The organism is Roseibium sp., from assembly GCF_025698965.1.
GTDB lineage: Bacteria > Pseudomonadota > Alphaproteobacteria > Rhizobiales > Stappiaceae > Roseibium.
The window spans coordinates 1-11642 of the sequence record NZ_JAILWL010000175.1; the positions used below are offsets into that span (position 1 = coordinate 1).

13 protein-coding genes are annotated in these 11642 nt (G+C 55.3%); 3 read left to right on the forward strand and 10 right to left on the reverse strand.

The features are described 5' to 3' along the window. Nucleotides 1-83: 83 nt before the first annotated feature. Complete coding sequence (locus K5905_RS15340) at nucleotides 84-593, forward strand: hypothetical protein (protein ID WP_297585480.1); 510 nt, start codon at nucleotides 84-86, stop codon at nucleotides 591-593. On the opposite strand, the gene K5905_RS15345 is transcribed toward K5905_RS15340, so the two are convergent. The 7 genes from K5905_RS15345 to sdhC all read right to left on the reverse strand — a co-directional run bounded on the left by K5905_RS15345 (nucleotide 505) and on the right by sdhC (nucleotide 7021). Then, nucleotides 505-882 carry a VOC family protein gene (locus K5905_RS15345; RefSeq protein ID WP_297585482.1) on the reverse strand — a complete coding sequence of 126 codons (378 nt, stop codon included), beginning with the start codon at nucleotides 880-882 and terminating at the stop codon, nucleotides 505-507. The two genes, K5905_RS15340 and K5905_RS15345, sit on opposite strands and share 89 nt — an antisense overlap. A gap of 98 nt (nucleotides 883-980) precedes the next feature. Continuing rightward, a complete protein-coding gene (creD, locus tag K5905_RS15350) occupies nucleotides 981-2417 on the reverse strand; it encodes a cell envelope integrity protein CreD (protein ID WP_297585484.1) in 1437 nt (478 codons plus the stop codon). A gap of 271 nt (nucleotides 2418-2688) precedes the next feature. Next, nucleotides 2689-3471: a succinate dehydrogenase iron-sulfur subunit gene (locus K5905_RS15355; protein WP_297585486.1), complete on the reverse strand. Its 783-nt coding sequence runs from the start codon at nucleotides 3469-3471 to the stop codon at nucleotides 2689-2691. A 67-nt stretch (nucleotides 3472-3538) separates the two neighbouring features. Next, nucleotides 3539-4384, reverse strand: a complete 846-nt coding sequence (locus K5905_RS15360; RefSeq protein WP_297585488.1) for an FkbM family methyltransferase — start codon at nucleotides 4382-4384, stop codon at nucleotides 3539-3541. A gap of 12 nt (nucleotides 4385-4396) precedes the next feature. Then, nucleotides 4397-6223 carry a succinate dehydrogenase flavoprotein subunit gene (gene sdhA, locus K5905_RS15365; RefSeq protein WP_297585490.1) on the reverse strand — a complete coding sequence of 609 codons (1827 nt, stop codon included), beginning with the start codon at nucleotides 6221-6223 and terminating at the stop codon, nucleotides 4397-4399. 5 nt (nucleotides 6224-6228) lie between these two features. Continuing rightward, entirely contained in the window at nucleotides 6229-6612 is a 384-nt protein-coding gene (gene sdhD, locus K5905_RS15370; protein ID WP_297585492.1) for a succinate dehydrogenase, hydrophobic membrane anchor protein, read from the reverse strand. Between the two features lie 10 nt (nucleotides 6613-6622). Next, nucleotides 6623-7021, reverse strand: coding sequence for a succinate dehydrogenase, cytochrome b556 subunit (gene sdhC / locus K5905_RS15375; protein ID WP_297585493.1), 399 nt, complete (start codon nucleotides 7019-7021; stop codon nucleotides 6623-6625). A gap of 295 nt (nucleotides 7022-7316) precedes the next feature. Between sdhC and K5905_RS15380 the strand changes: the two genes are divergently transcribed. Further along, nucleotides 7317-8024, forward strand: a complete 708-nt coding sequence (locus K5905_RS15380; protein ID WP_297585494.1) for an MIP family channel protein — start codon at nucleotides 7317-7319, stop codon at nucleotides 8022-8024. Nucleotides 8025-8086: 62 nt separating this feature from the next. On the opposite strand, the gene K5905_RS15385 is transcribed toward K5905_RS15380, so the two are convergent. Together K5905_RS15385 and K5905_RS15390 are read right to left on the reverse strand one after the other, a co-directional pair. Continuing rightward, the gene (locus K5905_RS15385; protein ID WP_297585496.1) at nucleotides 8087-8992 is read right to left on the reverse strand and encodes a glutaminase; all 906 of its coding nucleotides are present in this window, start codon (nucleotides 8990-8992) and stop codon (nucleotides 8087-8089) included. A 26-nt stretch (nucleotides 8993-9018) separates the two neighbouring features. Next, nucleotides 9019-9717 carry a sulfate transporter family protein gene (locus K5905_RS15390; protein ID WP_297585498.1) on the reverse strand — a complete coding sequence of 233 codons (699 nt, stop codon included), beginning with the start codon at nucleotides 9715-9717 and terminating at the stop codon, nucleotides 9019-9021. A 300-nt stretch (nucleotides 9718-10017) separates the two neighbouring features. On the opposite strand from K5905_RS15390, the gene K5905_RS15395 reads away from it, so the two are divergent. Continuing rightward, nucleotides 10018-11046, forward strand: coding sequence for a sulfotransferase (locus K5905_RS15395; protein ID WP_297585499.1), 1029 nt, complete (start codon nucleotides 10018-10020; stop codon nucleotides 11044-11046). A 64-nt stretch (nucleotides 11047-11110) separates the two neighbouring features. On the opposite strand, the gene recR is transcribed toward K5905_RS15395, so the two are convergent. Continuing rightward, the coding region (gene recR / locus K5905_RS15400; RefSeq protein WP_297585501.1) for a recombination mediator RecR at nucleotides 11111-11642 on the reverse strand (532 nt) is incomplete at its 5' end.

Genomic DNA, 11642 nt, shown 5'->3' on the forward strand with positions numbered 1-11642 from the left:
TCTGTTGCCGCTAGAGGTAACGCATTTGGCTGCGGAGACAACTCAACTCCGTTCGCACCCCCGCACATCGCCGTGAGAACACCGTGACCAATTCACCATTGCACTCAAAGCCGGACGTTCAACTTCATGTCGTTATGTGCGGCTCCATGTCGGCGCTCGCTGAAATGGAAAGCCTTGCCGACAAACTGCGCCAGAACGGATTCCGGGTGACGACACCTGCTCCGGAAGAACGCAGCCTGGACTGGAAAATGCTTGATCTTGAAGGCGCGGTCGCGCGCAAACGGGAGTTTCTGAACGACTATTTTGACGTTATCCGGCAAGGCGATATCGTATTGATCGCCAATTACCGCAAACATGGTGTCGATGGTTACATCGGCGCAAATTCTCTCATGGAAGCGGCCTGCGGACATGCCCTCGGCAAACCCGTCGTCTTTCTTAATTCGATTGGCGATCAACCCTGCCAGCTGGAAGCCCGTGCCATAGCCATGGGTATCCTGAAGAAACTCATTCGCTCCAGGTGTTTGCCGTTTCTTCAAATCCGGGAAGTTGCGGATGAACCACACAGAACCGATGACCGCTTGTCGCCTCCATAACCACCCAGCGGTCGAATTTTTGTACGATTTTTGCACCCAGCTCTTGCAACCGGGCAACTTCCTTTTGCGGATCATCGGATTCTATGTCCAGATGCACACGAGGTGAATGTTCGACAGACTGAAGCAGAATACCGATCTCTCCTTCCTTGCCATAAAGCCGGCGATACCTGGAACTTTTTGGTTCGGCTTCAACCGTTCGTCCAAGAGCTCCGGCCCAGAACTCTGCATGCTCGTCGATATCACCGCCTTCGCAATCGATCACCAGATCACCCAACCGGCTCTTGTGCATTTTCACCTCCATACGGAATTGGACTTCAGGAACAAATATCGAACAAAATAAGGCGGATCGCAAGACCCGCCTTATCGACCATTGTCCGGTTCCTGATGTTATGTCGGCAATGCCGAACTGTCGCCCTGCCGTGGGGTGTTGCCGCTCCAATCGATCTTCTGGGTCACGAACATCGTGATTGCCAGCGCGACAAAGGCGATGACAGACCCAATCAACAGGGCGTAATCCTGCTCACGCATCAATGCGAACAAGACGGCAAATATGCTCGACAGGACCGCGAACATGACCAGACCCGCAAGACGGCTCTTGAGCGATGTACCGATGTAGGCGGCGTTAAGAATAGTCGCCGCAGCCGCAGCGATGAGATAGGCAACGCCGTAGCCGACATGTTCTGCAAAGGCGAGCAGCATCACGTAAAAGACAATGAGGGCGAAACCGACCAGGCCATACTGAATCCAGTGAAAACGCCAACCAGATCGCATTTCCAGAACGAATACCGCCAGGAATGTCAAACTGATGAAACCAATTGCGTATTTAAGCGATCGGGAGATCGTCTGGTAGAAATTCACCGGATCGACGAATTTCACACCGAACAGCTTGTCCTGAAGCGGCATTTGAGAGGTTTCCAGCACTTTTGGAATTCCCCGCGCGAGGTAGGGGATGGTCCAGATGGCGTCAAATCCGCTGTCTGAAATCGACCGCTTTTCCGGCAGAAAGGAACCGGTGAAGCCCGGGTGAGGCCAATCGGACTTCATCTGCACCTGAGTGGTCTGGCCTGCAGGTGCAATATAGATCGCGGTGGATCCATTGAGCTGCAGCGGAATGTCGAAGGAAAATCCCTTGCGCCATTTCAGCGCCGGAATCACAGCATTGATCCCGGACGGGTTGGCGAAATGACCGGATTTGGGAGACATGGAAATCTCCAGCGGGCCTGAGCCGGGTTCAAAGGAAACGGTCTGTGAGCCATCGAGTTTGATGTCGACTTCGCTTTTGAGAGCCCTTACATCGCCAATGCCAATCACGAGAACGGCTTTGTCAGCTGCAACCTCGATCTCGCCGCCATGTTCAGGTTCAAACGTATTTGCAGGCGGCGCCGTGAATTGCCCGTTCAGGCTCATGCGGCTGTGATAGACGGGCAACGTGTAGATTGACTTTCTCCGCTCCTCCACCGTGATATCGCCGGTCACATCCAGTCTTTGTGGAAACAGGACTGCGCTGCGCCGAACGACTTTGGTTTCGCGTTTCTCCGCAGGACCGGTTTCAAAGGTTTCGGTGAAGGGCACGACCAGATAGGGGCCGTTGATTTCCTGGGTCCCTCCCCAGGACCGCGCGATATCACGGGCGACATCCCGCGCCCGATCCGCCCGTTCTTCCACCAGTACCCAGACAAAGGTGCTGGGTATCATCAACATCAAGGTTACAAATCCGATCAGTACAAATTTGACTGCCGGAGAATTCAGAAAGGAACGCGTTCTCGACACCGTACGCATGACGGGAGACGCTTCTGGAAATGGTTTGTCAGTATCGTTTGTCATTCACACAACCCTTCGCCAATTGAGGTATCCAAATCGGTGGACACCGGGTCAACGGGTTGATCTTCCTGCGCTATTTGGGGAATTGCAGGACCGAATTGCGGCGGATTTGAAGGCTTTTCCAGGAAAAGCCTTGCAGTATTTGTGCAGGCTCTTTCGGGCTCGACTGCGCCGCGACTTCACTTTGCTCGATCCGAGCAGCTGTTTTACTGTTTGCCAATAGCAAAAGGCCGCCCCAAGACGGCCTTTCCCAATAGTTCAATGACTTTGGAAATCAGACTCGGCGTTCAACCATCATCTTCTTGATTTCGGCAATCGCCTTGGCCGGATTCAGGCCCTTCGGGCATGCTTCCGAGCAGTTCATGATGGTGTGGCAGCGGTAAAGGCGGAACGGGTCTTCCAGATTGTCCAGACGCTCGCCGGTTGCCTCGTCACGGCTGTCGATCAGCCAGCGGTAGGCCTGCAGCAATATGGCAGGGCCGAGATACCGGTCACCATTCCACCAGTAACTCGGACAGGATGTGGAGCAGCAGGCGCAGAGAATACATTCGTAAAGGCCGTCCAGCTTGACCCGGTCGTCATGCGACTGGAGCCATTCCTTTTCCGGTGCCGGAGAGACGGTCTTCAACCATGGCTCGATAGACCGGTGCTGCGCATAGAATCGGGTCAGGTCCGGCACCAGGTCCTTGACCACCGCCATATGTGGCAGGGGGTAGATCTTGACCACATCACCGGCAATCTCGTCCGTCCCCTTGGTGCAGGCCAGCGTATTGGTACCGTCGATGTTCATGGCGCAGGAGCCGCAAATCCCTTCGCGGCAAGAGCGGCGGAAAGTCAGGGTCGGATCGATCTTGTCCTTGATGTAGATAAGACCATCCAGAACCATCGGGCCGCAATTGTCGGCATCGACGAAATAGGTATCGACCCGCGGGTTGCGCCCGTCGTCCGGGTTCCAGCGATAGATACGGTATTCGCGCAGGTTGGTTGCACCTTCCGGCTTGTCCCATACCTTGCCTTCCGTCACCTGAGAGTTCCGGGGAAGCGTCAGCTGAACCATCTCATTACTGCTCCGCGTTGGGCCCTTTTCGCGTCATTCACGCTTTTTGGGCCGAAAATCCCTGTGCTCAGAGTTTAAGCGCAAAGATCATGTTGTCATCTGTCTGGCCGGTGACCTGATAGCCGCGATTTGCCAATTCAGGCAGGCAATCCTCGGACCAATAGGGCCGGCAATTTGTTTCAAGAAGGATCACGCGGGGCCAAAGGCTCTTGTCCGCGTGCCTCAGGAAAGGCAGGACCACTCGGTCCTCGAATCCTTCCACATCCACTTTCAATACGTCGATCCCGGCAAGGCCCTGCTCATCGATGATGGCCGTGAGTGGACGGACCTTTACAAAGGTCGGCGACCAGTCCCCTGCCCACTCGCCGGTGGTGAGGTCCTTCACAAAAGTGGCGAACCCACAATTGCTCGGCTCCTGCCAGAGGGGCAACGTGTCTTCCCGTGGACCAACCGCCGAATTGACGATGGTGACATTGGCCATGTCATTGGCCGTGACGTTGAAGCTGAGCTTGTCCGCGGTCTGCGGATTGGCCTCAATCGACAGCACCTGCGCTCCCAGGCCACCCGCAAAGATCGAATAGGATCCGATATTGGCCCCGACATCGACAAAAACCTTGCCATCGCCGAGTAGCGGTTCGATCAGCTTGTGTTCGGAACGCTCCGGCAGGCGACCCTTGGCCAGGATCTTGCGGTCGTCATAGTTTTCTCCCGGATAAATCCGGAACTTCAGACCGTCAGCCTCCATGTCATACGGTCCTTTAAAGACCTTGCCCACCAACGACCGGATACGTTTTCGCAATCCCTTTGAAAGATCGTGCCGATCGGCGAGACGCCAGGCAGCCCGGACCATCCGTTCGGCCGGATATGTGCCGAACGGACTGCTTGTGTCCAAAAGGGTTGCCGCCTGGTTCACGAACCGTCCCCGCTAGTAGACGCGCGCCTTTGGCGCGATCTTTTTCGGGTCGATGCCGCCTTCGTCGAACGTGGTCAGCGGATCGAGGACGACCGGACGATAGTCCAGTTTGACTTCGCCGGCGTCGCTGACCCAGGCAAGCGTGTGCTTGCGCCAGTTTTCATCGTCACGACCGGCAAACGGACCGTCCTTGTAGTCTTCGCGCGCATGGGCACCACGGCTTTCCTTGCGGGCTTCCGCGCCATAGACCGTCGTGATCGCATTGGCCATCAGGTTTTCCAGTTCCAGCGTTTCCACCAGATCGGAATTCCAGATCATCGAGCGGTCGGAAACCTTGAGGTCTTTCAGCTCACCCCAGATTTCAGTGAGGCGCTTACAGCCTGCTTCGAGGCTTTCCTGTGTACGGAAAACCGCAGCATCTTCCTGCATGGCGCGTTGCATCTTGTTCCGAAGATCTGCGGTCGGCACGGAACCGTTGGCGTTCCGGAGCGTGTCAAAGCGGTCCATGATCTTTTCGCAAGATGCTTCGCTTGGTGTCGGGACAGCCTCTTTCGGATCGACCACTTCAGCTGCCTTGATTGCCGCAGCGCGGCCGAACACAACAAGGTCGATCAGGGAATTGGATCCGAGGCGGTTCGCACCGTGAACGGACGCACAACCGGCTTCACCGACAGCCATCAGGCCTTCCTGAATTCGGTTCGGGTGCTCGCTATCCGCGTTCAGGACTTCACCCCAGTAGTTGGTGGGGATGCCCCCCATATTGTAGTGAACCGTCGGCAGGACAGGGATCGGGTCCTTGGTCACGTCAACACCGGCAAAAATGCGTGCGCTTTCAGAAATACCCGGAAGACGTTCTGCGAGGAGTGCCGGATCCAGGTGATCCAGATGCAGGAAGATATGGTCTCCGCTGTTGCCGACACCGCGGCCCTCACGGATTTCCATGGTCATGCACCGGGAAACAACGTCACGGGAAGCGAGGTCTTTAGCAGAGGGTGCGTAGCGCTCCATAAAGCGCTCGCCTTCGGAGTTGACCAGATAGCCACCTTCGCCACGGGCTCCCTCGGTGATCAGACAGCCGGAGCCATAGATACCGGTTGGGTGGAACTGAACGAATTCCATGTCCTGCAGCGGCAATCCGGCACGGGCAACCATGCCTCCGCCGTCGCCGGTGCAGGTGTGCGCCGAAGTTGCGGAGAAATAGGCACGGCCATATCCGCCGGTCGCCAGCACAACCATCTTGGCAGAGAACCGGTGAATGGTGCCGTCATCCAGGTTCCACGCGATCACACCCTGGCAAGCGCCGTCTTCGGACATGATCAGGTCGAGCGCGAAATACTCAATGTAGAATTCGGCGTTATGGCGCAGGGACTGGCCGTAAAGCGTATGCAGGATGGCGTGACCGGTCCGGTCAGCCGCAGCACAGGTGCGCTGCACGGGGGGGCCTTCACCGTAGTTCTGCATATGACCGCCGAACGGGCGCTGATAGATCTTGCCTTCTTCGGTCCGCGAGAAAGGCACACCGTAATGTTCCAGTTCATAAACGGCCTTGGGTGCTTCGCGCGCGAGGTATTCCATGGCATCGGTATCGCCGAGCCAGTCCGACCCCTTCACCGTGTCGTACATGTGCCATTCCCAGCAGTCCGGCGTCATGTTCTTCAGGGATGCTGCGATGCCGCCCTGAGCAGCCACCGTATGGGAACGGGTCGGAAACACCTTGGTGATACAGGCCGTGCGCAAACCCTGCTCGGCCATGCCGAGCGTTGCGCGCAGGCCAGCGCCACCTGCACCGACGACGACCACATCATAGGAGTGGTCGATGAATTCATAAGTCTTGGCCATACGGGTTAGCCTCCAAAGCCAATCTTGAGCACTGCGAAGATGCAGCCGAAACCGATAAAGGCGCAGAAGAAGGTGTTTGCCATCAAAGTCAGAAACTTGAGGCCTTCACCGTGAATGTAGTCCTCGATGATCACCTGCATGCCGAGCTTCATGTGATAGACACCGGACAGGATCACCAGAAGAAGGATGATCGAGACGAGAGGATTCTTGAGTGTTTCGATGACTTCTCCGTGGGTAGAACCCTGCATCGCAATGACGAGGATGACGAAGAAGGATATCAGAAGCACATTGGCGACAGCCGTCACACGCTGCTTCCAGAAATGATCGGTGCCTTCCTTGGCAGACCCAAGGCCGCGGACCTTGTTGAGCGGGGTGCGCATATCCGTCATGACACTCTCCTTAGCGAACCGCGTAACCGATGATCCAGAGGATCACCGTCAAGGTTACGGAACCAATGATTGTGGCCTTCGCCAACCATTCGCGTGCTTCCTTGCCGAAACCGGCACCCATGTCCCAGATGAAGTGGCGCAGACCGCCCAGCATGTGATGCACCAGAGCCCAGGTGAAGCCGAACAGGATCAGGCGTCCAATGATGGAGCCATAGATCTCGTTGACAAAATCGAAGTAGGACGGGCCAGCGGCAGCTGCGATCAACCACCAGGCCAAGAGAATTGTGCCGAAATACAGCGCAGCGCCTGTGATGCGGTGCAAAATCGACATAACCATCGTCAGAATCGGTTTGTAGATCTGAAGATGCGGTGACAGCGGGCGATTGCCTCGCAGATCGGCGTTCGACATGGAATTCCTCTCCCGTACGACGCTACCTTACGCTTACGCAAACGTAAGCAAATCAAAGCGTTGTCTTCAGTCGTTCTAGCGCCAAGTAAGCGTCGCGTCAAAACATCATAAAGACGAATTCGGAATATTATTTAACTTCACGATTGTTGCCTTGATCAAAAATTGCGAGAATCTCCTACCGCAACGCACAACGTGAATTGCTTTCCAGCCGATCAAAAGTGCGCAACTGTCGTTAACGTCACCACCATTTTGGTGACCTTGATCGGACTCCCTGCGTGATTTGGAGGAAAGTCATATGAAAAAAGCAATCGCGGAATTTGTCGGAACTTTCACCCTTGTCCTTTTCGGATGCGGCGCGGCTGTTATCGCCGGAATGGGGACCGGATCCACGTCAATCGATGTTCTTGGAATTGCATTTGCGTTCGGGTTGTCCATTGTGGCGATGGCCTATGGCATCGGCATGATTTCGGGATGCCATATCAATCCAGCCGTCAGCCTTGGTGTTTTCCTGTCTGGAAGAATGCCTGCCGGTGAGCTTGTCACCTATTGGGTTTCCCAGATTCTCGGGGCCCTGGCCGGGGCTGCCGTTCTGGCAATCATCCTGAGTGGAAAAGCCAGTGGCTGGGATGGCGGTCTCGGCCAGAATGGATGGGGAGCCGGCAATTTCGGCGAATACAACATGGTATCGGCCTTTGTCTTTGAGGTCGTGGCAACCTTTCTGTTTCTGGTCTGCATTCTGGGTGTCACCCAAAAAGGCGCGCCTTCGCACCTGGCAGGTCTGGCCATTGGATTGACCCTGGTGGTCATCCATATCGTCGGCATCAACGTCACCGGTGTTTCGGTCAATCCGGCCAGATCCCTCGGCCCGGCCATCATAGGGGTGGGCAGCAATCCGGGCGCACTTGCACAAGTGTGGCTGTTCATTGTCGCGCCGCTTGTCGGTGGTGCCGCGGCCGGCATCCTGTTCAAATCAGGCGTGCTTTCGGCGGAAGACGAAAGTTAAAGCCGCTCATTGCAATCGGGCCTGCAAACCGGCTCCGATTGCGATCCGATGTTTGAGCCCTTTTATCCGAAGACGGACCATCCCGTGCGCCTGGCGAAGGTTTCCATTGCCTCGGTGCCCAGCTTGGAATTGCCATACCGGTTAAGACCGGGTGACCAGACCGCTATCGAAGCCCGACCGGGCGATATCGCCAGTATTGCGCCGCCGACACCGCTTTTCCCGGGCAGACCGACGCGGAAGGCGAAGTCGCCGGAACCGTCATAATGGCCGCAAGTCATCATCAGAGCGTTGATCCGGCGACGGCGTTCAGTTGCCACAAGCGGAGGCATTTCGTCGGCATCAACCAGAAACCGGCCTGCCATGGCCAGCTGTTTGCAGGTCATCTCGATCGCGCATTGATGACAATAGGTTCCAAGCACCTTGTCGACCGAGGACCGCAGATTGCCGTGGGACGCAAGATAGTGCGCCAGGGAAAAGTTGCGGTGACCGGTCGCAAGTTCCGACTGCGCCACTTTTTCATTGATGTGAATACTGTCGTCATCCGCGGCCGCGCGAATAAACCGGACAAGCTCCCCGAGTGCTTCGCGTGGACTGGACCCTGCCAGATAGGTGTCCGTCGTTACCAGCGCGCCCGCATTAATGAACGGGTTTCTTGGAATGCCGTCCTCACGTTCCAGCAACAGAATGGAATCAAACGCCAGTCCCGAGGGTTCACGCCCCACCCGGTACCACAGCTGATCGCCGACCCTTCCGAGCGCCAACGCGAGGGCAAAGACCTTGGAAACTGATTGAACGGAAAACGGAACGTCGGCGTCACCCGCGGTAAAGACGGCGCCATCGGCCAAGGCAACGGATATCCCGAAATGATCGGGGTCAACACCAGCAAGTTCGGGAATATAGGCAGCGACGTCTCCCTTGTCGGGATTTGCCGCCGCGGCGTCAGCGATCTCGTTGAGCAGGTCCAGCATGTCCCTCTCCTATGGAGAGCAGTTCGTCAGATTGCAGCTGCGGATGCAAGCCTCTTATAGAGATGCATCATGAAAATCGTTGCAAAGATCGGCGTCACCAGATTGAGGATCGGCACTGCAAGCAGACAGGCGATCACCAGACCGCCGAGAAACACAGTTCCGCCGCGTGCCTTGCGGAGAGCCCTGGCATCAGCAGGTGGCAGGAAGCGCATGGCGGCAAATTCGAAAAATTCCCGCCCAAGCAAATAGCCATTGACCACAAAGAATGCGACCAGATTGACGCCGGGGACAAGCAGCAACAAGAGGGCAAAAACGTTTCCGAGGATCACGACACCGGTAAACTTGATCGTTTGCCCAATCGATTGCGCGAAGGGAAGCGCCGTCCCCGGTCGGTCGCCGGGATAATCCCGTGCCTCGACGATGTCGGCAATATCATCCTGAAACAGCCCCGCAAAAAGTGCGGAAATCGGTGCGATCAAAAAGCCCAGAGCAAAAACGGCACCAATGCCGGTCAGGATCGAAACCGACCATTCCAGCCAACTGGTCCAACTTGCTCCATTGCCCCATTCCGTCGCCGCCACGCCCAGGAAATGTCCAACAGCGCCCTGCAGAACGATCCAGATCACAATGAGAATTGCGAGCGTGAAACCAAGCATTTTCCAGAATATCGACCGGAATGGCGGTTCGAACACCTGTGACATGGCGCGGGAAGCTGCTTGGAACATGGAACCTTCAGGTCTTTGTGAATGACCGCATCGACATAAGTGCCGAGGGAGAAAGGTGCAAGGGCATTGTTGAGGCCGAGCCCCCCCTGCAGGAAACCAATCGGTCAATCAAGTCGATAACACGGCATTTCAAAACCCGCCTCACATTCTCGCCAGTTACATTTGAATACAAATTCATACAAAATAGAAATAATACTTTGATTTACATCTAAATAGCCGAATGATAACTGTATTGAATCTATTTCTTATAATAAAGAAATAGAAATAACGAAAATATATACATTACTATACGGAATAAGTATGTTTTGGCTAACTGGCCACACTCATTCTGGAACCACAATGCTTATGTCATTGTTGGATGGACACCCTGAATGCTTGGTCTACCCTAACGAACCTTTCTTTTATTCTTTGTTCAAACGAAACTTGCGGGCTTCAAATGAACAGATAAGAAAGTCGTTTTTGATAGAAACGCGCAACTCTTTGCATTGCGGCGACGCACGATCAGAACTTGAACCGATGCTTTCAGGCCGTGAAGAGATAGAACTGGATGCAGTCCATGATGCTCTTCAATCGATTGCGACACACAAGGAAATCCGCGAACTGCGGGAAAGTCACTTTCCGCATGACGCCTTTTTTTCGATCTATTTTTCAAGACTGGTTGCCGATCTGAAATCGATCACCGACGCATCTCCAAAGCTTTATGTGAAGGCCGCATTTTCTGCACTTCGTGAGGCAATCTCCGCAACACGGCCGGAGATGAGGGCCGGGTCACATCCCGTTTTCAAGGATCCGCTCGGACATTTCCGTCCCGGTGCACTTGACTGGTTTCTCGATACCTGGCCGGACGGCAAAATCGTGTTTCTCAGACGTAATCTGAACGCGCGCGTGTGGAGCCACATTCAACACGATGTTCGCAGAGGCCGGCCCAACATCCGTATGTCAACGGACAAATCCAGCTTCAAAGGGCTCTGCAAGTCTTACGCCCGAGACAGGGTCTATTCGAGCGTTCTTCCCGATAGCGACCGGCTTCTTAAAATTGACTACGAAGAACTGGTTACCCGCCCACGGGAAACAATGACACGTGTCTGCAATTTTCTGGGCATTGAATTCAATGAATGCGTGATGCGGTCTACTATTCTCGGCATCGATGCAACGCCGAAAACCAACCGGACCGGTAGCAACTCGATAAACACCAACAGCCTGACCAAATGGAAAGACAACCTGACCAAAACCGAGCGGCTCATTATCAGATATTATTTTCTGCGAGCGTCTTCGCGAAAACTGTACAGCGGTAAATCGTTCAGCTCGCAGGCCATTAGCCCGGCCTGACATTGCAGGTGTCGCCGGTCTCGTGCAGGTCAGCAGACCGTGATCATCAATGTCGAGGTCAGCGCTAAAACTGAGTTCGGGCCTTCAAGGCCTGCGCAAGAGTGCCCTCGTCCAGATAATCCAGCTCACCGCCAACCGGCACACCATGGGCGAGCTTGGTTACGTTGACGTCCAGATTGGAGAGCTGATCCATGATGTAGTGGGCGGTTGTCTGGCCCTCAACGGTAGCGCTGATTGCGAGGATGACCTCCGAAAAGCCTTCCTCCGTACACCGGTCGGTCAAGGATGCCAGATTGAGATCTTCCGGACCAACGCCATCCAGCGGCGAGAGTGTTCCGCCAAGCACGTGATAGCGGGCATTGACGGCGCCGGCACGTTCCAGCGCCCAGAGATCCGCCACATCTTCGACCACAACCAACATTGTCGGATCGCGTTTCGGATCTGAACAGATCGTGCAGGGATTGGATGTATCGACGGTGCCGCAGGTGGTACAGATACCGATTTCGCTCACTGCCACGCCCATGGCGTCAGCAAGCGGTATCAGCAACTGGTCCTTTTTCTTGATAAGGTGAAGCGCAGCACGGCGAGCAGAACGC

What these genes read in the sequence shown, in the direction of transcription:
- K5905_RS15345 (WP_297585482.1), bottom strand. Translation starts at nt 882, where the DNA reads ATGCACAAGAGCCGGTTGGGTGATCTGGTGATCGATTGCGAAGGCGGT.
- creD (WP_297585484.1), bottom strand. Translation starts at nt 2,417, where the DNA reads ATGACAAACGATACTGACAAACCATTTCCAGAAGCGTCTCCCGTCATG.
- K5905_RS15355 (WP_297585486.1), bottom strand. Translation starts at nt 3,471, where the DNA reads ATGGTTCAGCTGACGCTTCCCCGGAACTCTCAGGTGACGGAAGGCAAG.
- sdhA (WP_297585490.1), bottom strand. Translation starts at nt 6,223, where the DNA reads ATGGCCAAGACTTATGAATTCATCGACCACTCCTATGATGTGGTCGTC.
- sdhD (WP_297585492.1), bottom strand. Translation starts at nt 6,612, where the DNA reads ATGACGGATATGCGCACCCCGCTCAACAAGGTCCGCGGCCTTGGGTCT.
- sdhC (WP_297585493.1), bottom strand. Translation starts at nt 7,021, where the DNA reads ATGTCGAACGCCGATCTGCGAGGCAATCGCCCGCTGTCACCGCATCTT.
- K5905_RS15380 (WP_297585494.1), top strand. Translation starts at nt 7,317, where the DNA reads ATGAAAAAAGCAATCGCGGAATTTGTCGGAACTTTCACCCTTGTCCTT.
- K5905_RS15385 (WP_297585496.1), bottom strand. Translation starts at nt 8,992, where the DNA reads ATGCTGGACCTGCTCAACGAGATCGCTGACGCCGCGGCGGCAAATCCC.
- K5905_RS15390 (WP_297585498.1), bottom strand. Translation starts at nt 9,717, where the DNA reads ATGTTCCAAGCAGCTTCCCGCGCCATGTCACAGGTGTTCGAACCGCCA.
- K5905_RS15395 (WP_297585499.1), top strand. Translation starts at nt 10,018, where the DNA reads ATGTTTTGGCTAACTGGCCACACTCATTCTGGAACCACAATGCTTATG.